The following is a 24,346-nucleotide window of genomic DNA, read 5'->3' as shown; positions in this document are numbered from 1 at the left end:
GCTTATACATGAAGCCATTGATTTAATTGAATTATCTCAAAAAGGAGAATCTAAGCGTTTGTATTTAAAAGCAATAACCATAGTTAAAAAAGGGACTTAAGAGAAGTAAGAACTTTTTCTATGAGTGAGTCAGTAAAAATCAGTAATTACTAACAATGTGCTCAAGGTCACATAAATAATTTAGTATCTTCATGTTTTGATTAGAGTTAACAGAATCAAATAATCTACCCCATTTATACATCAAGAGAAATTGATAGATATGAACAAAAGATCGTAGATTTACTTGGATAATAAGACGGTATTCAAGCTAGACATTGAAAACCGACACAAAGGTGAGAAAATCATCGTCGACAACTTTTTCACACCTATAGTGAATAATGTTCGTTAAGATCAACATTCGAATTTATCGAGATTGGATAAGAATAAATGAAGCGTGTACTTTTGGTAGAAGATAATCGTGAAATAGCGGGAATGTTGTTTGATTATTTTGAGTGTGCTGGCATGCAGCTGGATTATGCCGACAACGGTGAGCTAGGCTTAAAACTGGCGATGGATAATGCGTTTGACATCATTTTGCTCGACCTCATGCTGCCGCGCATGGATGGCCTAACACTGTGCAACAAGCTGCGTGATGCGGGTAATAACACTCCGGTGTTGATGCTGACCGCACTTGATAGCCGAGACGACATGCTCAAAGGCTTCCAACACGGCGCCGACGATTACCTCACCAAACCGTTTGATCTCGATATTCTTGAAGCACGCATGACTGCATTGATTAAACGCTACCGCGGTACGGTTGCATCAACCAAACTCCAGTATGGCGAAGTGTCTATCGATCAAAAAACACATCAAGCCTACCGTCAAGATAAGCTGTTGGCGTTGAATCCAACCACGTACACTATTCTAGAAATGCTGGTCAAAAATGCCCCCGAAGTTGTGACGCGTGAAGAAATCGCATTCCGCTTATGGCAAGAAAATGAGCCAAACAATGACGTTTTGCGCAGCCACATTTATCAACTGCGCGGTCAACTCGATAAACCCTTTGAAGAACATTTATTGAAAACCATCCCTAAAGTCGGCTTCCGCTTGGAGCCGGGTGCATGATTCGCCGCTTATTTAACAACACACAAAGCTTAACTGGACGCCTTGAACTCTTCTTCCTTCTAGTGTCGGTTGTGATTGGCTTGCTATGCTTCGCATTGGTTAGCGGAGCGCTATTATGGTCGGAAGATCGCGTCGGTGAACGACGTATTATGATCGATAAAAAAGAGGCGATTGAGCACTTTCGAAACCATCCTGATAGCGGAATCATCAAACTAGATTTACTGACAACGGCATACAACGACATCAATCTCGTCCCTGAGCTCTATCAACCCTTCATCCAAGATAAAAAGTACTTTCTCGCTGAAGTTGCTGACGAACCAGACACTCGCATGATTTACATGAGCACCTACACGCAAGATGGAGAGGAACATCCTATTATTCTGATCTCTCTGATTGATGAGATAGAAATTACATCTAACGAGTTCATGTTTGTTCTCGTTATGGTGCTGGCGGTTGTCATCGGGTTACTTTTGATTTTTGGCAGCCTATTATCGAGACTTTCTCTGCGTCTCATTGAACCTGTCAGTGCCCTAAAAACACAACTGGACCGCCATCAAGGTGACACTACACAAAAATTTGTTGTCCCTGAAGGCTCTGCAAATGAATTCCAAACGCTCGCAAATCAGCTTAATGAATATCGACATCAAATCAATCAAGTGATTAAACGTGAACAAGCTTTTGCACGATATGCCAGCCATGAACTGAGAACACCGCTCACAGTGATGAAAGGCTCAAGCAGCTTGCTAGCCAGAAGTCCAAGTACATCGTTTCAAGAACGTCAGATTGGCCGTATTCAAGATGCCACTTTGCAGATGTCGACCATGGTTGATGCTTTGTTGGGTTTGGTTCGATATGAACGCAACACCGACGACAGCCCCGTTCGAACCATATCAGAGCAAGAGCTTCACAACATCGTTGCTCTTAGCCAAGCGCAAGCCGATGAAAAATCGCTGGAATTTAATGTACAAATATTGGGGCATCCGCAAACCAAAGCGACCACTGCAGTTCTTAACATTACGTTGAGTAACTTAATTCGCAACGGCATTGCAGCCACGTCAGCGGGAACGATTCATATCACCATGACCGATACCACACTGTCGGTGAGAGATGAAGGCGAAGGCTTCTCTTCCGTGCCAGATGCCGAAGGCCATGGTTTGGGACTCATGATTGTGGACGACTTATGCCGACGCTATGGCTGGCAATTCACTATTGATACACATCCAAATGACGGCTGCGTGGCTACTATCGATCTTTCAACCGAGGTAACTGATGGCGAGTCGCAAGACGAAGAAATGTAGAACACAAGATCTCGATACTTTTGATCTTCATTCAATAACGGGTACACTGTGCCACCTTTTTAAATGGCAAAGGTGACACGGTTTATTCCGTCAGCATCGACATGAAACTCTCAGAAAGTCCTATCACCCAACATAGCTTTAATGGGCGCAAATTTTTCCTTAAACGTGACGACATGCTCCACTCCCACTTTTCTGGGAACAAAGCACGTAAGTTTATGACGTTAATGGAAGAGCAAAATCCCGACATCACCACGTTAATAAGCTTTGGCTCCGCTCAATCTAATGCCATGTACTCGCTAGCGGCTCTCGCCCAGATTAAAGGTTGGGCATTTGAGTTTTATGTTCATCACATTCCATCTTGGCTAAAAAGCTCCCCCATCGGAAACTATCGTGGCGCTCTCGATTTGGGTATGAAAATCACCGCCATGCAAGACATCGGTAGCGAACTCCACCCTAGTGAATACGTCCACCAGGTACGAAGATTAGATGAGTCGACATTGCTTATTCCAGAGGGTGGACGTTCCCACCTCGCTGAAGCTGGCATCAAACAGTTAGCACGAGAAATTCTTGATTGGACGCGATTGAGAGGTAAAGAACAGTTTACCGTCGCCCTGCCATCAGGCACTGGCACGACCGCTTTATATCTTCATAAACATTTAAGCCCACACGGCATAGAAGTGCTAACTTGCCCTTGCGTAGGCAATGCAGATTACTTAACTGAGCAGTTCAACCAGCTCGGTGAAAACAGCCACCCAACCTTTTTAACCGTGCGCAACAAACACCATTTTGGTCGCTTGTACGAAGAAGATTACATCACATGGAAAGCACTCTTTGAGCAAACCGACCTCGAATTTGACCTGTTATACGACCCGTATATGTGGCAATGCCTCACCCCTTGGTTGGAAGAGAACACAGATAAAACGGTGATTTACATTCACCAAGGCGGGTTACTTGGCAACGAGTCGATGTTGCCAAGATATCAACGAGAATTTGAATAGCGTGTTCAGATAAAGTTGTTGTTGATTCCAGTGATTACACTATTTGATGAGCGCCAGAATTTCTTTGAATTCAGGTGCTCGGCAATCTTCGACCATTTCATACAAACACATTTCTAGCCCAGTGAGCACCACACCGTTAGCGGTTAACTTCGCAAGAGCGAGCGCTTTATTGGCAGCGATTCGGGAAGATACACAATCCGTGACTAATTCAACGCGATAACCGGACTGGCGCAGAGAAACCGCGGTTTGATAGACGCAAATGTGGGATTCAATACCGCAAACCAACCAGGTATCAACTTTCGCATTCTCCACCGCGACCTTAAACGTCGCCTCTTTGCAACCATCAAACGTGTACTTGGTAATAGGTAAATGCGTGCTTTCAAGCACTTCACGAATCGGCTCCGCGGTTGGGCCCAACCTTTCTGGATTCTGTTCTAGCCACAGAATAGGCAAATCTAGTGCTTTGGCACCCTTTACCAGTTTCGTGATATTTTCAATCAGTGCGTCGCTTTCATGCATTAATGTAGCGAGTTTGCCCTGAACATCCACCACAATCAGGCCCGTGTTTCCTTTCGACAACATTTCCATCTCCTATCTTGTGCGACCACAAACCATACTCAATAAGTTGAGTAACAGTTAATGTATCAGAACCCTTTCATGTTAGAGCAATAAAACCTAGAAAGACGATCTTCGCTCACACATTTGCCCTTAGTTAAGGGTGGTTTGAACTGACTATTTAAATTTCTCTCGAATTAGTTCAATCAAGGCTTTGACTTTATTGGGCAGAAATAAGGCCGAGGGATAAATCAGAGTAAGATGCTGCTTCGGATGCGCGAATTGAGGCAGCACCTCGACCAACAAACCGTCTCTCAGTGCAGGCTTGGAATGAATTTGAGGAATAAACGCGATGCCGTTTCCTGCTATCGCCATCGAGCGCAGCAAGTTGAGGTCGTCCGAGCGCAACGCCACATGCAGATCTGAATCGAGCAAATCGGCATTGTAACGATTAGTTAAAAGGCGATGCTGCTTAAGATCTTCCACCGTTTTTACTGGCGGATGCGATTCTAGATAGGCTTTTGACGCAACAAAGTGACTACGATAAGGCAAAAGACTGAACTGCACATAGCTGTCATCGGTGACTCTGACCACGCTCGGAAGAAGCTGCAAATCAAACGATTGACGCTTGAGATCGACACTCTCTTGATGGTTTTCAATCTCGACCGAAATCTCCGGATACCGCGTTGTGTACTCGGTGATGATCGCGTTAAACGCGGCAGAGCTCATCAATGCGGAAGGAATGGCTAAACGCACCTTGCCCGTTAGCTCTTGTTGATATTCATGCATGGCATTTAAACCTTGCTGAATATGGTCAATAGGCTGCCCCACCAACTCAAACAAGCGTTTCCCGTGCTCCGTCAACTCAATGCTGCGTGTTGTGCGGATCAAAAGCTGTACCCCGAGTGATTTCTCTAATTCTTGCAGGCGACGACTCACTTTTGAGCGTTGTAGTTGATTCGCCTCTGCCGCTGCACTTATACCGCCGTGAACCACCGTCTGAGTGAATAGATAAATATCATCAAAACTAACGTTCATTGTCCTATTTTTAGGTCATTTATGTTCGTATTATCATTCTACTGAATTGTGAGTGACTTCTCTATAATCCGCTATCCAATATGTTTAACGGAACTTGTAATGACGGCTGACCAAAAATTCAAACACTGGATGCGAACTTTGATTGTCCTGTTCATCGTACTATTTTTGTACATTATCATTGCTGACCGACACGCCCCCTTAACGACCGAAGGACGAGTGCAAGGATACGTTGTCCAAGTCGCGCCCGAGGTATCTGGTAAAGTGACCGACGTTCTCATCGAGAATAACCAGTCCGTTCAAAAAGGCGATGTGTTGTTTACGATTGATGATCGTAAATACAAGATAGCGCTTGAACAGGCGGAGCTGTCTCTGCAATCCGCTTATGAAAAAGAAGCAACGCTGTATTCTCAACGCGAAGCCGCTCTTGCCAATATTGCCCGCGCACAAGCGACATTTGATAATGCACACCGCGAGTACAACCGCTTACTGACGTTATCGAAGCAGAAAGTCATCTCTCAATCGACACTCGATAATGCCTTTGCCCAAAATCAGGTATCACGCGCAGCGCTTAAAGCGGAACGACAAAACTTAAAAGTCATTGAGGCGCAATTAGGCGATCAAAAAGGTCAAAGCACCGCCGTTCGAATTGCCAAAAACGGGATCGAAAAGGCGCAACTTGATTTGGCAAATACCGCGGTACTCGCTCCCAGTGATGGTGTCGTGACCAACCTGCAACTAGAAGTTGGCACGATGGCAAACACCAACATGCCATTGCTGACATTTGTACCAACAGGATCACTCTGGGTAGCCGCTGATTTTCGTGAAAAATCCGTCGCGAACGTAGACAAGACTTTCCACGCCTTGGTCACATTTGATGCCAATCCAGGTTCGGTGTACGACTTTGATTTAGCTAGCCGCGATTACGGTGTAGCAGCCGCACAACAAACGCCTAATGGCGCACTAACCAAAGTGGAAGTGAACAACCGCTGGGTACGTGATGCGCAGCGTACACGAGTGAACCTAACCAGCAGCGAAGAGTTACCACCAGCACTGTTTGTCGGCTCTCGCGCTACCATTGTTTTGTACCCAGACAACAGCATTTTCTGGCAGTTGATGGCGCAAGCACAGATTCACCTAGCAAGCTGGTTCCACTTCATTTACTAGGCGGCGACAATGAAAACCTTACGAATTTGGTTCGGCTGCTCTTTAGGGCTCGCGCTAAGCATGGTCTTTGGTTGGTCTTACGGATTTTTTGCCATCATGATGCCGCTGTTTATTTTGGGCAGAATGGACCACTTTAATCTTTCGGCTTTATTGATCGTGTTTTTCTCTGCGGTGTGGACAACCATACAAGCCACATTTTTGCTGGAATACTTGCAGTTTCATCCAACATTAATGACCATTGCCGTCGGAATCATGATGCTGTTCAAGTGCATTGCAATGATGAACCAGAAGACCTATTTGTTTGGTTACATGGGGCTGTTGGTGGGTTCAATTGTGTTGAATTTTGCCAGCTATAACTTCATGGATATTGAAGAGTTCAACGTCAACATGTGGGTGATGGCGTTCAGCAATATTTTTGTTTGCGCATTCGCGTATTGGTTGTTCCCGGAGCCAAAATCGTCCGTCGAGCACATTGAGATGTCGACCCCAGTGAAAAGCGATATCGACTACATCAGCCAAGTTGCCATGGGTTGGGTAGTGGCGATGGCGGCGTTTATCGTATTCCAAGTAGCGGACTTATATGACTCGCTATCCGCACAAGCTTCCATTTTGATCATCCTAACCCCAATGACTTTAGCGGGCTCGCTCGCCATGGCAAAAATTCGCATCATCGGCACCGCACTAGGCTGCATAGCGGGGATGGCTGTTCAGCTTATATTAGGCAGTTGGTATGGGCATGGGCTACTCTTTTGGCTCGCCTTTACCATTGCCATGGGACCATTCTGCTTGTGGCTCACCAAGGGGCAAATTAAAGCGGCTATCGCGTTTTCTGCCATGTCTGCCCTATCGGTTCCGCTGACGACCTCATTGGTGCCAGAACAAAAAGACGCGTTCTTTTCGATCTTGTACCGTTTCAGCTCGATTTTCGTCGCGGTTCTGCTCACCGCGATGGTGATGTGGGTGGTACATCACTGGATTCGTGTGATGTTGCTAAAGCATCCTGAGGTGAAGAACGTGGAGTTGAATTAAGCCTGGCCGAAGCTGGAAACGGAAAACAAACTATGCCACTCACTTTACTGCGAGCGGCATTTTTATTTTAAACGGTCATCCTAAACATCGAGGAACGAGCGTGATTCAGGATCTACCCACCGAGAGCTTTGAAGTTCCTAGCTTATCGCCATCTCCCAGCGAGTTGTTAGCAGATTCCTAGTCTCGTCTAGACTCGCTGGAATGACCCAACTTTGAATACAAGCCAAATAGTTGGGTACGTGAGTAACGTATCTCTTAACAACCGTCATACTGAACAACGAGGGACGAGGTGATTCAGGATCTACCCACCGAGTGCTGTGAAGTTCTAAGGTTATCGCCATTTTCCAGTGAGTTGTAATCAGATTCCTAGTCTCGTTTAGACTCGCTGGAATGACCCAATCTTGGATACAAACCAAATAATTGGGTATGTGAGTAACGTATCTCCCAACATCCGTCATCCTGAACAACGAGGGACGAGGTGATTCAGGAGCTACCCACCGAGTGCTGTGAAGTTCTAAGGTTATCGCCATTTTCCAGTGAGTTGTTAGTAGATTCCTAGTCTCGTTTAGACTCGCTGGAATGACCCAACTTTGGATACAAACCAAATAGTTGTGTACATGAGTAACGTATATCTCAACAACCGTCATCCTGAACAGCGAGGAACGGGCGTGATTCAGGATCTACCCACCGAGTGCTTTGAAGTGCGAAAGCCTCACCATTTCCCAGCGAGCTGCAATCAGATTCCTAGTCTCGTTTAAACTCGCTGGAATGACCCTAACTTTAGTTTATGGTGTCGAGCCCAAGTCTTAATATCACCCCACCAACTCTTTACGAATGATCTCCGCGCCCGCACTTAGCGCATTAAGCTTAGCGGTCGATACTTCACGAGACAAAGGCGCCATACCGCAGTTGGTACATGGGTAAAGCTTGTCGGCATCAACGTATTTCAATGCCTCTCGCAGTGTGTTCGCCACTTCTTCTGGCGTTTCAATTTCGCTGGTAGCAACGTCAATCGCACCAACCATCACCTTCTTACCTCGAATCAACTCAAGCAACTCAATAGGCACTCGTGAGTTATGACATTCGAGCGAGATAATATCGATATTCGATTGCTGCAATTTAGGGAATACTTCTTCGTATTGTCGCCATTCAGTGCCTAGCGTTTGCTTCCAATCCGTGTTCGCTTTGATGCCGTAGCCATAGCAGATATGCACCGCCGTTTCACATTTCAGCCCTTCAATCGCACGCTCTAAACATGCAATGCCCCACTCGTTCACATCATCGAAGAACACATTGAACGCAGGCTCATCAAACTGAATGATGTCGGCACCTGCCGCTTCAAGCTCTTTCGCTTCTTGATTGAGGATCTTCGCAAATTCCCAAGCCAGCTTTTCACGGCTACCGTAATGATCATCATAAAGCGTGTCGATCATCGTCATAGGGCCTGGCAGCGCCCACTTGATTGGTTGCTTAGTTTGCTGACGCAAGAACTTTGCATCTTCAACAAACACGGGCTTTGTGCGGCTTACTGGGCCAACCACAGTCGGAACACTTGCTTCATAACGGTTGCGAATGGTCACCGTTTTACGGTTTTCAAAATCTACGCCGCTCAAATGCTCAATAAAGGTCGTCACAAAATGTTGGCGAGTTTGCTCGCCATCACTGACGATATCAACGCCTGCCAGTTCTTGTTCTTGCAAAGCGACACGTAGCGCATCGCGTTTGCCATCAATCAGTTCTTCACCTTGCAGTTTCCACGGTGACCAAAGTTTTTCTGGTTCGGCCAGCCAAGAAGGTTTCGGTAAGCTGCCAGCCGTTGAAGTCGGTAATAGTGTTTTCATCGTCATTCCTTTCTAGATTCTCGTTGTCGATTACGCGTAGTTTGCAGACCATTGTTCAAGCACAGATTGATAAGGTTTGATGAAATGCTCCTCGGCAAATTTCCCTTGTTCAATCGCCAGTTGGCTGCGCTCTTCTCGGTCGTAAACGATTTGAGTTAGCGAGTGGTCTAGGTTTTTTAGGTTTGGCTGGTAGCAATTACCGGCAACCGCGTTGGCATTGTAAATCTCTGGTCGGTAAATCTTCTGGAATGTCTCCATCGTGCTAATCGTACTGATAAGCTCTAGGTTTGAATAGTCGTTCAACAAGTCACCGAAGAAGTAGAATGCCAATGGTGCAACACTGTTTGGCGGCATAAAATAGCGCACCTGCAATCCCATCTTTTTGAAGTACTGCTCCGTCAACGAAGATTCGTTCGGCTGATATTCAAAGCCCAAAACAGGATGTTGGTTTTCGGTACGTCGGTATACTTTGTTGTCCGATACGCTCAGACAAATCACAGGCAGCTTTTTGAAATGCTGTTTGTAAGACTCAGAATTAACGAAAGCTTTGAACAGTTTGCCATGCAAATCACCAAAGTTCGCTGGGATGCTGAACTGTGGCTGGTTTTTGTTGTGGTCCAACAGCAAAACGCTAAAGTCGTAATCACGCACGTATGAAGAGAAGTTGTTACCCACAATGCCTTCGAAGCGCTCGTTAGTGTTATGGTCAACAATGTTAGTTTTGAGCACTTCAATCGTTGGGAAGGCTTCTCCACTGCCTTGGATACCCATATCAACAGAGATGATTTCAAGCTCTACTGAGTAGCGGTCACCTTGCGCATTATCCCAATGTGCCAACGCATTAAAACGATTGTCGATCATTCGGAGTGCGTTGCGCAGATTCTCTCGGCGGTAGTTTCCACGAGCCAGATTAGCAAAGTTGGTAGTGATTCGCGTATTGTCTGATGGTTGGTAATTCTCATCAAAACGAATGCTTTTGATAGCAAATGTGAAATCGTTATTCATCGTGAGTTGGTATCCTATTTCCTTAGATAAAGCAGACTTTTCCTAACTCTGTGCATGGGGATATTTTTGTTTTTTGGTTTTCCCAATCGTTAGGTTGCGCGGCGTTCACGACGAACAGTTCGTACTAAAAACGGTGGTCGCAGTGCCTAACACCAGAGCAGTCCGTTTTTTATACTTGCTTCACGAGTTGAATAATATTGGTATTGTTTCACATTGAACATGAAAGAAATTCATAGTGGGAGTTCCAACCCAGAGGGAACTATCGTAGATACTGTTTTTCATTGACACCAATACACGTAACTTGGCGAGCATATTGCCAATATGTGTAATTAAGAAACTGATAAGGGATTAACAGTACGTAAACCAGTTTTAAGCCTAGAAAACGCATTGTATAAACGAGACGCTACCTGGAATATAGGACAGCGTAGCTTAAATAGCACTTTTCACACTCCATAATTTATTCAAGCATTCGTTTAATTAAAAGCACCTTACATTTTATATCCTCGGAAAGATGATTATTTATTTCTTTCCTATATTTACCATCTCAAACGTAAAGTTTAATTTTTCCGTTTTAAAAAAACATATAATCTCATACACGAATATGACAAATTCATTGACGGACTTTGTCACCCAACTATTACATTAAGCTCGAAAAACCAATAACAAAACAAACATAAACCGCTGCTTTAATTTAAATTAAAGTCAGGAAGCCGTAATGACCACATAACGACACTTTACTTAGTTTGGCATAACAAAAACCTCAACAATAACATGGTTAATACTTATAAATGTCACTTCTGTCAATAAGGAAATTTTAAACATAATATTAGAAAATAAAAATTAAGTAACAACTTAAAAAGGCAAGACTTAATGATCGAATTCTTATTTATTATAGTTGAGTAGCGAATTTAAAAACTATGAGACATTAATCCCACGAATCTATACTTTTCCTTTTTTTATTAAAAAACAAGATGCAATATTTCACCGCTCAATTATTGAGCACCAATTAATAACCAGTCCATAATTATAAAACACCCATAGAGTTATTGTTAAAACCCAATAATAACCTTTATGGGCTGACTAATAGGAAACAACAATGGAAAAACAGCATCTTTCCGCGAGTATTATCGCGCTCGCATTACTTGGTTCTCTAGCTCCAGCACATGCTGAAGATACATTAAAAGCTTACACTTCGACCTTGCTACAGCTCGATGATAGCGATGCACGCTCGAAGAAAATCCGCTTAATTTACTCCTTAGAAAATGTCTGGAATCAATCTTTGCTGCCGAATGGAGCTAAGGAAGCCAAGTTGCTTCTAAACGGAGGTTCTGGTTTCGACATGACTAATGTACCGAATAAAGAGCAGATCTATGGTTTTGCCACCGGTGGAGACTACCGTTACACAATCCCAACAGCCTTTAAACTGGCACTGAGTTATTTAAATGGTGCCCCTTTACGTCATATGAGCCATGCTCCAGAAAACACTATTGCAACAGCATCCGTAAGTGAGTCTCTGGACTTTAATCTTGGCTTCAGTGCTTCTGATTCTCCAAATATTAGCGGTGGTATCTCCTGGAGCAACCGCGTAACTTACGATCAACCAGAATTTCAGACGGTGGCTGATTTTGATCAGACCAATGAGAGCATTAATTGGCTTATCGAAAACCAGACTATCCGCCACAATACTCCACCTAAAGACTGGTTATTGTACCGTTGGACCAGCTGTGACATGGGCAACCTAATTGACTATAGCGAATTACCTGTCGTGATGCGCTCTGACTTTAAACCGCAAGTCGGTGTTGTATATCGAAAAAATGATATTCAAGATGGCCTAGATACGTCAGAAGTCAAGCTGGTTGCAGGTTGGCGAAAAACCAATTACTACTTTGGTCGTGACTGGTGTAGCTGGTATACCACCCCAGAAAATACCTGGAAGAAAAATCGTGATAGCAGTCAATGGACAGAGACTAGCCGAGCCGTAACTATCTCTTGGAATGACGCGCTCTACCACTAAATTATTAGCCTGCGGCCACGGAATGAATAAGTGGCCGCCGTATTTACTAATGAAATAAACGGTAAGACATGACAAGTAATAAAAAACTCTTGACTGGATCGGCGCTAGCACTTGGTGCAGTACTAGCCATATTTCTAATTAATTCAAATAACAAGAATTCCCAGAGCGATTCTGTTGCAAGCTTTGACGAGCAAATCAAGACAGAGAAAACTGAGACAAGAAGTGTAACGCCTCCTGAGAGCGATGCTGCTCAAAAGGTGGTTACCGCTCCAACACCACAAAGTCGCAATGATGATACTTCCGACGTCATTCCAGCTACACCTTGGATATCTGCCCCATTAAATGAATTGAGCAATGAACTGTACGATTTTATTGAAGCTGAACAGGTAAGTTATATCAGTACAACCGACTATCCATTCGACGAGCAAAAGCAAGAACAATTGCGAACATTAGCTAAGCAAGGGGGTCCTATCTTGTTTGACAACACGGAATCATCCTATTTGGATAGCTACGGTGTCAGCGAAACCAAAGTCGTTTCAGAGTATTTTGGCACAGCGTCAGAAGGTGATGTCATCATTGCTACCGGAGTGCAGAATGAAGATGGCAGCATTCATTATCTTGTTTTGCCTTTAAAGAGCAAAGATCTCAACGATAACAGTAAATTGATTGAGGACACTAAGCTCGCAATCACTCTACTTAAAGAACAAAAGCATGACTTGATAAAAGAGAGACAAGGCGAATATCGCGAATAAAAATAAAGGAAGATAGCTTCTCCTATTCCATGGCTATCTTCCTTAAAGTAACTCCAGTCTCAATCAAGAAAAATTCATTTATCTTCCCTCCGGAGCCCTATCCGAAATCACCTTGCCATCTTTGATGGTGATGATGCGTTTGGTGCGCTCTGCTAGGGCGTTATCGTGCGTCACGATGATCAAGGTTCTGCCTTCAGCGTGAAGTTGATTGAACAAGGCTTCAATCTCTGCGCCGGATTTTGAATCCAATGCACCCGTTGGTTCATCCGCTAAGATGATTTGCGGATCGTTGACCAAGGCTCTTGCAATCGCAACTCTTTGCTTTTGACCACCAGAAAGCTGGTTTGGTTTATGATCTAAACGATCCCCTAGCCCGACTTGCTCTAGCAATTTAGCTGCGCGCTGGCGACGTTCTTTGGCTTTGATGCCAGAGTAAACCAACGGCAGTGCCACGTTATCAAGCGCCGTCGCGTATTCCAATAAGTTAAAGCTTTGGAAGACAAATCCGATCTTCTGGTTACGAATGCCAGCCAGCTCATTCGCACTTAAACTTGCGACGTTTTGGCCGCCAAGTTGGTACTCGCCATCAGTGGGCTTATCTAAACAGCCGAGCATGTTCATCAACGTTGATTTGCCTGAACCGGACGGGCCAAGAATCGAAAGAAACTCGCCTTGATTAATGGTTAAGTCAACGCCGTCTAGCGCGCGAACTTCCGCCTCCCCGCTTGAGTAGTATTTGCAGATGTTGGTCAGCTCAACAAGCGGCTTGTTCGACATGTTCTCTCCAGAGTTATTGCTGTTATTCACTTTGTAGCGCCTCCAACGGGCTGACTTTTGCGGCTCGGTTTGCAGGTAACCATGCAGATGCCACACCAATGATCACTAAGGTGAGGATGACAATCGCGACAACGACCCACGACAACTCAGGGACAGGTTTACCCAGTTGTTCATAAAAGGCATTGCCCTCTAAAGGAATGGAACTGATGGCAGACACCAGCGCGTACGTCACGCCTAAGCCAAGCGCGCCCCCCATCATCATTGTCAATAAAGACTGCACTAAATAGTGCATGCGAATAGCCGTTGGGGTTGCACCGACTGCCATGCGCACACCGATATCACGCGTAGATCGCTTTACGGTGGCATACATCACATTGGCAATGCCGACGCCAGCAACAGCTAACGTCACGAAGCCGATAATGCCAAGAAAACTCTGCAAACCTATCAGAAACTGCTGCATACTCTTTTGCTTAAGGAACATATCATCGACTTGGACGACCTGTTCATCACTGACACTTGCCCCGTGTTTACGGGCAATCACTTGCCTGATCGTCTTTGCTAAGGCTTCTCGGTCTACATCGGCTTGTGGTTGCACATTGATGCCACCAATTTCACCGTTGACATGAAATCGCTTCCACGTCGCTAACGGCACAAAGCTGGAATAGTTGATAAGATCCCCCAGTTCTATTTGAGCGCTGTTTTTCTCCAATACGCCCACAACGGTGAACTCCTCATTGCCGATTTTTACCTTTTGCCCCACAGGGTTGACTTGCAATGTGACTGTCGCAAACCAACTAAAGTCCTCATTCGGGTTGAATAAGTCGGCTGCCAGTTCATAACCCAGAACAACGACTTTGCGCGTCTCTTTTTGATCGAGTGGATTTAACCATCGTCCCCCCGCCATCGGCACCAAATTGGTCATCGATTGAAACTCGCTCGTGACCGCTAACGGCTCTTGCCACGAGCTTCTGTCACCAACGGTGATGCGCTCTTTCCACTTCGCAGTTGGCGCAACGCTTTTTACGTCGGGTAACGCTCGAACGACCTCTGAATCGTCCATTTTTAGTGTCAGAAACTTACCTTGGTGAAAAGCACCGTGGTCGACGGTGGCCATCCCTCCGGTCAAATAAATCAAGTTGCCGTTACCATTTTGTGCGGTTTTCAATACGCCCTGACGAATACCCTCACCTACCGCCAACATAGCAGCGATACAGAGGGTCGCCCACGCTACAGCCAGAATGGTCAAACCCAATCTCAGCTTTTCTGCAGCCATTTCTTGGAAAATTTGTCTCATCGGTAACAACATGACTAGGCCCTCGCACTCAAAGCAATGACTGGCGTGAGACGCGATGCTCGCCTTGCTGGGAAATACGATGCCATCAATGCCAAGACAAGCGTCACAAGTAAAGACCAAGCAATGGAATCTGGCGTGATCACAGGCAAACCAATCCATTCCGGTAATGCCATGCTGCTTAAGACAGATACCACGGCATACGAAAACATCAGACCTAATGCCGTGCCCACGGCTACCAAAATAAGCCCCTCAAGAATAAACTGACTGAGTATGGATTTTTGAGTCGCCCCGATCGCCAAACGCACACCGATTTCACGCGTGCGCTCCGTGACAGATAAAAACATGATGTTGGCAACGCCAAGCGCACCGACCGCCATGGTCATCGCGCCACTCGCTCCGAGAAAAATCTGAATGCCACGCAAAATTCCACTGATGACCGCCGCACCTTCACTAAAATCGGGTAATTCGACCGCATCTTTATCACTTGGGTCAAAATGAAGCTGCTTGGCGAAAAAGTTCACGATATTTTGTCGAAACGACGGTGCATCCATCCCGTCTCTCGGCTTCATCAATACCATCCAAGGTTTCGCATCCCACAAATCGCGGTACGTTGTTTGAGGAATGAAAACCGTGCGGCTATCGCCGAATGAAATGCCAGTGTCTTCACCAACGGTTATCCCAATCACCAAAAACGGAATGCCGTTGACTTTGAGCCTATCCCCGATTTGGATTCCGCCCATTTGCGCAATTTGATCGCCTAACACTGCCACGCGAGTGTGGTTGTCCATATCACTTGGTGACAGGTTTCTCGAACCGGATTGCAGCTTGCGTTGCATTAAAGGAAAGTAAGACGTATCAATACCGCTGACCGTACTCGATAAATTCTGTCCTTTGAGATTGGTGATATTCGCATCCCATTTGGCGTAAACGCTCGACGCCTGTTGCACGAAGCCCGACTGTTTGATCATGTCGACTTTTTCTTGTGGAATATCAATTTGTCGTCTTGAAGGTAACCCTTGCCACGGTTTACTGGTACTCGACGGAAACACCACTTGCACATTGTTGATCATAAATGAAAACGACTGGGTCTGATGGCGATAAAAGCCTTCGCCAAGTGCGATTAACACCACCACAGAGATCACGCCCCAAGCAATCGCGATAATGGCTAGCACGCTCTTCATGCGATGCGCCATCAACGTTTGCGAAGTTTGTTGCAATAGGCTGCTCATGAATGAAAAGCCCGAGAGATCAGCGCCATGGTATCGTCATCGAGTTTCCCTGCGGTTTGCAGTAAGCCGATTCTCTTACGCCAGTAGCTGTACAAGTTGGTTTGTAGACTGTTTTTCGCCTCAAACAAGCTGTTGTGTGCGCTGATAACTTCCGACACTTCAAGCAGGCCAGCGTCGTAAAGTTTCTCTTTGCTTTGCAACACTCTGGCGCGCGATTCAACCAGCTCGTTCGCTATCAAAACTTGATTCCAATTGATATCGACCTGCGTAAACTGCTGAATAACTCGTTTCTGAATATCAATTTCCACTCTACGCATATCTTGCTTGGCGCTTAAAATGTTCAACGATGCTTCGTCCACTTTCGCTCGCACTGCACCATTGAGGTCAATCGGCAAACTCAAACTAATCCCAGCGTTAAACTCGCCGTTTGAACGATTGTCACCATCGCTGTAGCCCACACTGCCTTTGACGGTTGGGTAGTATCCACCTTTAGCTGAATCTTTCGCGAACTCGCTCGCTTTCACCATCTGCGCCGCTACCAACAGCTCTGGACTACTGTCTTTCGCCAGCTTTAGCCATTGCTCCTGAGAGTCCACCAGCATCGGCGGCTGAATTAAAGAATCCGTTCGAATTTGGTCGACACTCTCCGGCATTTGATTAATCAACGCCGCAAGCTCTGCTTTTTTCACTTCGAGATCGGCTTTTGCATTGAGGATACTTGCTTGCTCAGAGACTTGATTCGCTCGCATCTCTTCAACATCAACCGACTTCACTTTGCCTGCTCGATAGCGTTTCTCAATGATGTTGAGAAGTTCCTTCCCCTCCTCCAGCTTGGACTGCGCCAATTTGAGGTCGCCCTGTGCGCTTGCCACATCTAGGTAAGCGGTGAGCAGCTTCTGCGCAAGCTCGTTATGCGATTGAGATAGCTCTAACTGTGCTTTGAGATAATTGGCATTCGCTTGATCCAGTTCCGACCACAAACTGCTATCCCAAATAGTTTGAGATAAGGTAGCGCCGTAACTGTTCGAATGGCTTGAGGACTCATTCCAATCCGCTGACGCACTGGCACTTAAACCCGGCAATAACGCACTGCGGCTACTCTGTACGCCAACCTCGCCAAGCTGGACGCCGATTTTCGCTTTTTCGTAATTAGGATCGTTCTGCTTTGCTTGTTGCCAAGCTTGTTCAATAGAAATTGCGTAGGTCGGCAAACTGAGTGTGGCAGCCAACAATGCAAAGGCGATTTTTGATCGTTGCAGTTTAACCATGCGCCGCTCCCATCATGCTGTTGTCGATAACCTCTTCATCAAGCTCCACGCCGTCAAGCACTTCGACATTGATGCCATCTGACAGACCGAGTTTCACCGGTTGTTTATGAAACCCTTGTTCTGAGCTATCGGGGATCAGAACATTCGGTGCGTCACCATCAAATTGCAGAGCGCGCTCCGGTAGAGTGAGCACGTTTTCAGACTTCTTCAGAATGATTTGAGCCGTCGATGAAAAACCAGAACGAAGCAACACATCTTGTGGGATCTTGAGTTCTCCCACTTCAACCTCAAAACCGTTATCAAAACTTTTTGCCGAAGCATTGCCCTCTGGTGAGTTGAGGTTCTCAGATTGAATCGCCACTTTGGTTAGCACACCAGAAATCGCCACATCAGGATAAGGCGCAACCGTCAACATAACGGGCATTCCCGGAGACAACTGCGCAGCATCATGCTCACTGACGCTACCTTTAAAAATCAGACTGTTCATGTCGGCCAATGACATCATTTCAGTCGCGGCTTGGCTTGATTGAGTCGAGATGATCGGCTCTCCGACCTCTACTTTCTGGTTGAGTACTGTGCCATCAATTGGCGCGTAGATCGTCGACGTTAAACGCGCATCGCCGATAGACGCCTCACCACTGCGGATGAGTTCGAGATTCTGGCGCTTTTGCAATACGTCCGCTTGCGCAGATTTGACTGCCGAGCGCGCACTTACGTATTCGTCGTAGTTACTTGGAATAATGTCCTGCTTGACCAAGCTTTCTAAGTTGGACAGTTTTTGTTTGGCGGATTCCAGATCGGCTTCGCTACGCATGAGTTCTGCCGATGCATCCGTTAATGCTTGGGGAGTTGGGTTTGGACGCACTTTGATCAGCGGCTGGCCTTGCTTCACCTTTTCACCAACTTTCGCGTACACTTCACCGACGATACCGTCGATTTGTGACTTGATAGACACAGAGTGTGCAGGGACAATTTTACCAACAGCCACAGCTTGTTTTTCAATCGTGCCTTTTTCCACAATCAATGTAGGCAGCAATTCTGGTTGAGCAGCAGATTGGAGATAGAAATACGTACCACCGCCGAGCAGCGCGATGCTCACAGCGGAGACAAGCCAACGTTTCGTCATTATTTATTCCAACAATTATTGGGTAGTCTAATGACTACTCCTAAAACACAAAGTTGAAGGAATAATATCCTGCTTTAATAGCGGTTTGGTTGTCACAGTTGGTAAGGCTTTGTCAGTCGCCTCTGACAATCAAAGACTAAAAAATCTCGACGAATCATTCAGCAAAGACGCTGTCTACGATGGCGACTAACATGCTCTGTAACCGCTCGTTTCAACCGCCCCCCATTTCATTCTGAACAATGTGCAAAATGGTGCTGTTCTGTATCCTCCAATCGCATATCCATACAGTCTTGCGCCTCACGTCCTAGAGCAGGAAAAACTGCATGCGCTTTTAAAATGCCTTGGCTGATAAAGCCACATTTCTCCAACACACGGATACTCGCGTGGTTGCCAATATGCGGGGTGGTGCGAATGCGCGTTATACCCAAGCTTTGCAGGTAGACAACGCCAAGTTTGCAGGCTTGGGTTGCATAGCCTTTTCCCCGATAGCGAGCAGAAATACCAAAATGGATTTCACTGCTGTCTTGCTCAGGTAGCAGCACCAGACAACCAATAGGAGTGTGAGAAGTGAGTTCTTCAATAGCGAAGACTAATAGATTGGGAGACTTTTGATCATATTGAGCACGCCATCTTTCGATGGCTTCAAGGGTTTGATTAACATTTTGGTGGGCTTGGCGATTGAGGAAGCGGCATGCTTGCTCATCGCCTAAATAGTTTTCAAACAGAGGAGCAGCGTCTGTTGTTTTGAGGTATCTGATTGCCACTTGTTGAGATTCAACTCTCATCATGATTTAGCTCTGATAAACATTCGGTTTCCAGATTTGCATGAAGTTTTCTACTGGAGCAATAGGAGTGAACCCAAACTGTTCGTACAATCCATGAGCATCGCGGGTTGCAAGCATCATACGGCGTAAGCCTTGTAGTTCTGGATGAGCAACAATTTCTGAGATCAACCACTTACTGATGCCTTTACCACGGTGTGCCTCCACAACAAACACATCGGCAAGGTACGCAAACGTGGTGCGATCGGTAATTAACCGAGCAAAAGCGACGAGTTGATTTCTGTCATCCAAAACCGCGAAACAGAACGAATGGCGCAATGACTTCTCAAGGCGTCCTCTTGGAATGCCCTTTCCCCAATAACTGTTTGAAATGAACTGGTAGATAACGTCTAAATCCATGTCATCTAACGACGTGGTAATTCGAAACCCTTGCATTGTATCCCTCAACATTGATTTATATTTTCTCAGCCACACAGACAAGCGAGTTGGCATTCGCCTCAAATGCTTGCGCTGACCAAGATTGGTACTTCTCTATGATTCTGAATCCCGCTTGTTCAAGGAAAACGTCTATGTCTTCCAGCGGGCGATATATTAAATCAATGCTGGAATGCTCAATCGTTCCACTTTCAAAATGGCGCTCTTTGTTCAAATACATGATGGACGTTTGCAAGTCATACTCGGCCTTCATACCGAAATAATTCACTTCACCATAGGTTGGAGAAACATAGGTTTGCCACAGCGCCATCTCATGATCCAATTCTAGATTCTCTGGCGTTGGTAACCGCGTATCGAAGACAAATCGCCCACCTTTTTCTAGGTGCTTTGATATTGAGCTCAGTGCGCCTGCCAGCATGTCGTCACTTAAAAAGGCTTGGAATGCATTCCCTGTCATTATGGCTAGGTCAAACTTCTTACCTAACGAAAACTGGGTTGCGTCGAGATGAAGAAAACGTAAGTTACTCCTACTTTTGGCTTTGTCCTTTGCGTGTTTGAGCATCCCTTCAGAAATATCAATGCCAATGGCTTCGTTGAGTTGCTCAGAGACTGGAATCGTGACAATGCCGGAACCACAACAGACATCCAATACACTTCGAGCATTGGTTTCTTCGATTAACCTTGTGATGAAAGCAATATCGTGATGGTAATGCTGCTCGTATTGGGCATCGTATTCAATGCCCGACCCGAACTCGGTTAAATCTTGTGTTTTCAAAAACAGTCCTTGTTTGTTACTTATTTCAGCGGTGTGACTTTTTCAGCTCTAGCATCAAGTATCGACACACATAACCAACACCAGATACGTAACCAATCACATTTTCTAGGGAAACCACTTCCAACCCCGCCTGCTGACAGAGTTGTTCAACTTCACTTTCGGTATATGCCGTATGCATGACCGATCCACTATAAGTATTTCGGGGCAAATCTTGTCCATCCGGATCGTGGTATTGAAATATCCATCATTTCGTCCTTGATAACCAGAACGATGCTCGAATGTAACACGCAATACGCACCTAGGCACTTATTAAATAGCTAATTTTCTATGAAACGTAACCGACTGGTTATTCAGCGCTAACCAGTAGAAATAGATGAAATTTTGAAAAGTATTAGCCCGTAATTCCGATGGGATTTTTAAGTGCATAAAGAGAAAACATGTCCTGATAATCTGTCTTAGATTATTCAGCTAATCTTATTTCCATCATTCTATTCGCTGTATATAAAAACAATATTTAAATTAACATAACAAACCTATCGCTTATTATTTTTCATTTAAATAATGATTCTTATTTTTAATATCACTCTATAATTAAAGTGCTCAAATTCTCATGTTGTATTAACTTGAGGTTTAATTTATGAAACTAACTCCTTATTTAACTGCTGTTGTTTCGGTCAGCTGCGCTTTTGGCGCATTCGCAGCCGATGATTCAAAAGCACTTTTAGAAGATGCACTGAGTGCAGCGCCACCGACTATTCGCGATAAAGTAACGGTGATGGACTGGAACAATAACGTTCTTCAAGAAGGTTCTAGCCAATACACTTGCTTCCCAACGCCACCTCAATTGGAAGGCATTGCTCCAATGTGTATGGATGGACCTTGGATGGAATGGGCAGACGCTTGGATGAACAAAAAACCTTTCCAAGCCAAAGCATTAGGCATTTCTTACATGTTAGCGGGTGATGGCGGTGCCAGTAACACCGACCCATTTGCAGAAGGGATGACGGACGATAATCAATGGATTGTGGAAGGACCACACTTGATGATTATTACCCCAGACCAAGCGTTGCTGGACTCTCTACCAACCGACCCAAGTTATGGTGGCCCATACGTGATGTGGAAAGGCACGCCATACGCACACATTATGATTCCCGTTGGAGCGAGAAAATAAAAAGAAAAAATCCGATATTCAGTATTTTGAATATCGGATTTTTATTTCGTTATCGAGCCAACCAAATTCTCGCCAATATTCCTATCGGCGTTGTGATGCCTGTCGTAATAGAGGTCACTTTACCATTTCTTAAAATATAAATGGTTGGAGTCACGCTAATTTTCCATTCACGCATAATATCGCTTGAAGGATCGTTTATGTTTTCAAAACGATATTCTTTTGCCTGCATAAACTGCGCCACGCGCTCATTCGGTCCCGATGAGCCAGAAACGCCAACTACGGCATAGTCATCACTCAGCCAGCTCACGCTTGGGCTTACAAATTTACACGCGGGACACCAAGTCGCCCAAAAATAAACAACGACAGGTTGTTCATGACTTTGCGCGATTGCATCGAAGTATTCACCATCGCTCAATACGGAGCTCAATGGTGGTGCCTCTTGTTTAGGAATATCTTTGGTGCGATACCAATCCATCGCGATAGAAATAACGGTGACAATGAGCACCATCTGTACGATTTGAATGAGCCAATATGGGAATGTTCTACGCTGCTTTGTCGAACTCATTGAATGGATCCCCCAGTCGCTTGTTTCACCGCGCTTAAAACAACATCATCAGTCAGAATCACAGGTAACGGGATACCTTGTGGCGCCGCCGGGCCATAGACGATGTTAAACGGCACACCGTAACGCCCATGAGCTCGTAAAAAGTCCGTTACCGAGCCGTCCGGATGCGTCCAATCCCCTTTTAACGTCGCCACATTAGGGCTTTGCAGCAATGAGTAGACAGGATCTTGCCAGATCACGCCGATCTTGTTCGCTTTACACGTGACACACCAATCCGCAGTCACATCCACAAACACCACTCGCCCATTATTGACGTGCTCTTCAATCGCTGAATTAGAAAGCTTCTGCCACGCTAAGTCCTCAGGAAGCGGTGTCGCCCATTGGTCGGCAGTGACACTACCAAGTAACAGGCCACCAGCTATCAACACTAACGATGCGGTCCCCGATACAGCAAGTGCTTTCTCACCATACACTTTCTTAACTCTTGCCATCATTACTACAAAAGCAACCACAGCGATGAGTGCAATCCATAACATCGGTACATGATTTGCCATTAATGAAAGTAGCCAAACGCTGGTTGCCAACATCATTATGCCAAACACGATCTTAACGACATTCATCCATGGACCGGGCTTTGGTAGTTTTAGTGCGATACTTGGAAACACAGCGACTAAGATCCAAGGCAGTGCCATACCCAATGCTAATGCAGTAAAGGTTGCAAATAACGTTAATACGTCCGCGCCCAAGGCAAAAGCAACGGCAGTGCCTAAAAACGGTGCGGAACAAGGTGTCGCAAGCAAAGTGGCGAACATACCTTGAACGTAGTGACCCACTAGAGAGTTATCACCTTTCGATGCGAGCCATGTATTAGTACCCGATGACAGACGGATTTCAAATAACCCCAACATATTGGCGCCGAACAAAGCAGTGACTAGTACCATCAATCCTAGGAACCAAGGGCTTTGGAACTGCACGCCCCAACCGATCGCGTTACCCGTAAGCTTCAACACCAAAATGAATCCAGCTATCAGCCAGAACGAAGTGAGAATCCCCAGAGAAGAAGCGATAAACTGGGTACGAATTTGACGGCGCTCTACACCATGCGCAGCCACAATACTGCTGAGCTTCATCCCCAATACAGGCAGCACACACGGCATGATGTTCAAAATCAAACCGCCTAACAATGCAAATAAGAAAATACTCGCTAAAGAGGTAGTTGGCAGTGACGATGTAACCGCTCCTGCTTGTGCTTGTGTTACCTCTTCGACCAGCAAATTATCATCTTTGATAGAAACATATAACGATTGTTCATTGAGCTCTACCTCACCCAGCCAGGTCTCAACCGAGTAATTTGCTGTGACGATATCACCTTCTTGCTGAAGTCCATCCAACTTGAAGCTGTAGTCACGAATCGCATCACCAACACCATCCACCAACACTTGAGGATTTTGCCAACCTTGCGTGTTCTTTAGTTTGATTTGTAATTTGGATTGAGTCGCATCCCAATTTGTTTGCGTGACCTCAACAAAAGGCGAAGATTGAGGAACATTGCTCACCGCTTGGGCGTAACTGAACATCACGTCTTCGTCCACTTTCAGCTCAGAGGGTAAGAACGTCAATTGAATTTGGTAGTCCGTCAGCACACAAATCGTCGTACAGGAAGAAAGCGTGAGCACTGCATCAATCGTGACGGGTTTCGACATATCGTCGATATGCAGCGTCATTGGGAACAAAGTGTCGCCTTTGTAACCGAGAGTCTCAATGCCCAATAACTCGAACTTTTGCGGATATGGCCATTGCCAATCAACCTTGCTCAGGTTTTGCGAGTTTTGCCAATCTATCGATGGCGCGACACCACCCTCGCCCGGCGATCGCCAGTAAGTTTTCCAGTCTCCGGTTAACTTGACATCCAAATAACCTGTAAGTGTTTTGGCTTGCGGATCTTGTTGACCCGTTAGTACAAAGCGCGTTTGCACTGGAGGATGTTGCGGGTTGGTCATCCAACCGGTATCGGTAGTTTGTGCTGAAATATTCAGAGAGAACAAACTCAAAGCCAGCGTCATAAAGAACATAGACGCGAACTGAGTCAGTTTGGTAATTTGATTCATAGTAATTCCTAATAATAA

At 45.5% G+C, this 24,346-nt stretch carries 22 protein-coding genes and 1 pseudogene; 8 read left to right on the top strand and 15 right to left on the bottom strand.

What is annotated here, in order from left to right; genetic code table 11:
- Positions 1-426 precede the first annotated feature (426 nt).
- The 3 genes from EX191_RS02385 to EX191_RS02375 all read left to right on the top strand — a co-directional run bounded on the left by EX191_RS02385 (position 427) and on the right by EX191_RS02375 (position 3,400).
- Entirely contained in the window at positions 427-1,104 is a 678-nt protein-coding gene (locus EX191_RS02385; RefSeq protein ID WP_005457963.1) for a response regulator transcription factor, read from the top strand.
- The gene (locus EX191_RS02380; protein ID WP_065646063.1) at positions 1,101-2,402 is read left to right on the top strand and encodes a sensor histidine kinase; all 1,302 of its coding nucleotides are present in this window, start codon (positions 1,101-1,103) and stop codon (positions 2,400-2,402) included. Before EX191_RS02385 ends, EX191_RS02380 begins: the two co-directional genes overlap by 4 nt.
- Positions 2,403-2,503: 101 nt before the next feature.
- Positions 2,504-3,400 (top strand): 1-aminocyclopropane-1-carboxylate deaminase/D-cysteine desulfhydrase, encoded by an 897-nt coding sequence (locus EX191_RS02375; protein WP_193447060.1) that lies wholly within the window; start codon positions 2,504-2,506, stop codon positions 3,398-3,400.
- A 39-nt stretch (positions 3,401-3,439) separates the two neighbouring features.
- Here EX191_RS02375 and EX191_RS02370 read toward each other — a convergent pair whose 3' ends face one another.
- On the bottom strand, positions 3,440-3,982 hold the full coding sequence (locus EX191_RS02370) for an isochorismatase family protein (protein ID WP_193447059.1): 543 nt from the start codon (positions 3,980-3,982) through the stop codon (positions 3,440-3,442).
- Positions 3,983-4,132: 150 nt separating this feature from the next.
- Entirely contained in the window at positions 4,133-4,993 is an 861-nt protein-coding gene (locus EX191_RS02365) for a LysR family transcriptional regulator (protein WP_104979520.1), read from the bottom strand.
- Between the two features lie 99 nt (positions 4,994-5,092).
- Here EX191_RS02365 and EX191_RS02360 point away from each other — a divergent pair, with 99 nt between their 5' ends.
- Positions 5,093-6,157, top strand: coding sequence for an HlyD family secretion protein (locus tag EX191_RS02360; RefSeq protein WP_005376744.1), 1,065 nt, complete (start codon positions 5,093-5,095; stop codon positions 6,155-6,157).
- Positions 6,158-6,166: 9 nt separating this feature from the next.
- Complete coding sequence (locus tag EX191_RS02355) at positions 6,167-7,186, top strand: DUF2955 domain-containing protein (RefSeq protein ID WP_193447058.1); 1,020 nt, start codon at positions 6,167-6,169, stop codon at positions 7,184-7,186.
- Between the two features lie 812 nt (positions 7,187-7,998).
- Here EX191_RS02355 and EX191_RS02350 read toward each other — a convergent pair.
- Both EX191_RS02350 and EX191_RS02345 read right to left on the bottom strand, forming a co-directional pair.
- The gene (locus EX191_RS02350; protein WP_193447057.1) at positions 7,999-9,027 is read right to left on the bottom strand and encodes a methionine synthase; all 1,029 of its coding nucleotides are present in this window, start codon (positions 9,025-9,027) and stop codon (positions 7,999-8,001) included.
- 30 nt (positions 9,028-9,057) lie between these two features.
- Positions 9,058-10,032: a DUF1852 domain-containing protein gene (locus EX191_RS02345; RefSeq protein WP_193447056.1), complete on the bottom strand. Its 975-nt coding sequence runs from the start codon at positions 10,030-10,032 to the stop codon at positions 9,058-9,060.
- Between the two features lie 1,096 nt (positions 10,033-11,128).
- Here EX191_RS02345 and EX191_RS02340 point away from each other — a divergent pair.
- Together EX191_RS02340 and EX191_RS02335 are read left to right on the top strand one after the other, a co-directional pair.
- The gene (locus tag EX191_RS02340) at positions 11,129-12,046 is read left to right on the top strand and encodes a leukocidin family pore-forming toxin (protein ID WP_053809756.1); all 918 of its coding nucleotides are present in this window, start codon (positions 11,129-11,131) and stop codon (positions 12,044-12,046) included.
- 68 nt (positions 12,047-12,114) lie between these two features.
- Positions 12,115-12,798, top strand: coding sequence for a topoisomerase I (locus EX191_RS02335; protein ID WP_193447055.1), 684 nt, complete (start codon positions 12,115-12,117; stop codon positions 12,796-12,798).
- A gap of 78 nt (positions 12,799-12,876) precedes the next feature.
- Here the strand turns inward: EX191_RS02335 and EX191_RS02330 are convergent, their stop codons facing one another.
- From EX191_RS02330 to EX191_RS02290, 9 genes and pseudogenes are all read right to left on the bottom strand, one after another.
- The gene (locus EX191_RS02330; protein ID WP_048625778.1) at positions 12,877-13,575 is read right to left on the bottom strand and encodes an ABC transporter ATP-binding protein; all 699 of its coding nucleotides are present in this window, start codon (positions 13,573-13,575) and stop codon (positions 12,877-12,879) included.
- Between the two features lie 22 nt (positions 13,576-13,597).
- The gene (locus EX191_RS02325; RefSeq protein ID WP_031846496.1) at positions 13,598-14,881 is read right to left on the bottom strand and encodes an ABC transporter permease; all 1,284 of its coding nucleotides are present in this window, start codon (positions 14,879-14,881) and stop codon (positions 13,598-13,600) included.
- 2 nt (positions 14,882-14,883) lie between these two features.
- Complete coding sequence (locus EX191_RS02320) at positions 14,884-16,098, bottom strand: ABC transporter permease (RefSeq protein ID WP_046874449.1); 1,215 nt, start codon at positions 16,096-16,098, stop codon at positions 14,884-14,886.
- On the bottom strand, positions 16,095-17,366 hold the full coding sequence (locus EX191_RS02315; protein WP_017633886.1) for a TolC family protein: 1,272 nt from the start codon (positions 17,364-17,366) through the stop codon (positions 16,095-16,097). Before EX191_RS02315 ends, EX191_RS02320 begins: the two co-directional genes overlap by 4 nt.
- Positions 17,359-18,492 (bottom strand): efflux RND transporter periplasmic adaptor subunit, encoded by a 1,134-nt coding sequence (locus EX191_RS02310; protein ID WP_005457947.1) that lies wholly within the window; start codon positions 18,490-18,492, stop codon positions 17,359-17,361. The genes EX191_RS02315 and EX191_RS02310 overlap by 8 nt, the downstream gene beginning before the upstream one ends.
- Before the next feature lie 227 nt (positions 18,493-18,719).
- Positions 18,720-19,280, bottom strand: coding sequence for a GNAT family N-acetyltransferase (locus EX191_RS02305; protein ID WP_193447054.1), 561 nt, complete (start codon positions 19,278-19,280; stop codon positions 18,720-18,722).
- Positions 19,281-19,283: 3 nt separating this feature from the next.
- Complete coding sequence (locus EX191_RS02300; protein WP_025509208.1) at positions 19,284-19,709, bottom strand: GNAT family N-acetyltransferase; 426 nt, start codon at positions 19,707-19,709, stop codon at positions 19,284-19,286.
- A 19-nt stretch (positions 19,710-19,728) separates the two neighbouring features.
- Positions 19,729-20,484 (bottom strand): class I SAM-dependent methyltransferase, encoded by a 756-nt coding sequence (locus EX191_RS02295; RefSeq protein ID WP_025521474.1) that lies wholly within the window; start codon positions 20,482-20,484, stop codon positions 19,729-19,731.
- Positions 20,485-20,509: 25 nt separating this feature from the next.
- Positions 20,510-20,722: pseudogene (locus tag EX191_RS02290) on the bottom strand (class I SAM-dependent DNA methyltransferase); the annotation flags it as partial.
- 399 nt (positions 20,723-21,121) lie between these two features.
- Here EX191_RS02290 and EX191_RS02285 point away from each other — a divergent pair.
- Entirely contained in the window at positions 21,122-21,655 is a 534-nt protein-coding gene (locus EX191_RS02285) for a hypothetical protein (protein ID WP_015297004.1), read from the top strand.
- A 49-nt stretch (positions 21,656-21,704) separates the two neighbouring features.
- On the opposite strand, the gene EX191_RS02280 is transcribed toward EX191_RS02285, so the two are convergent.
- Positions 21,705-22,220 (bottom strand): protein disulfide oxidoreductase, encoded by a 516-nt coding sequence (locus tag EX191_RS02280; RefSeq protein WP_193447053.1) that lies wholly within the window; start codon positions 22,218-22,220, stop codon positions 21,705-21,707.
- A complete protein-coding gene (locus EX191_RS02275; RefSeq protein ID WP_193447052.1) occupies positions 22,217-24,328 on the bottom strand; it encodes a protein-disulfide reductase DsbD family protein in 2,112 nt (703 codons plus the stop codon). The genes EX191_RS02280 and EX191_RS02275 overlap by 4 nt, the downstream gene beginning before the upstream one ends.
- Positions 24,329-24,346 lie beyond the last annotated feature (18 nt).

This window comes from Vibrio chemaguriensis (assembly GCF_012275705.1).
Classification (GTDB): domain Bacteria; phylum Pseudomonadota; class Gammaproteobacteria; order Enterobacterales; family Vibrionaceae; genus Vibrio; species Vibrio diabolicus.
This window is presented reverse-complemented; position numbering and strand designations above follow the sequence as displayed.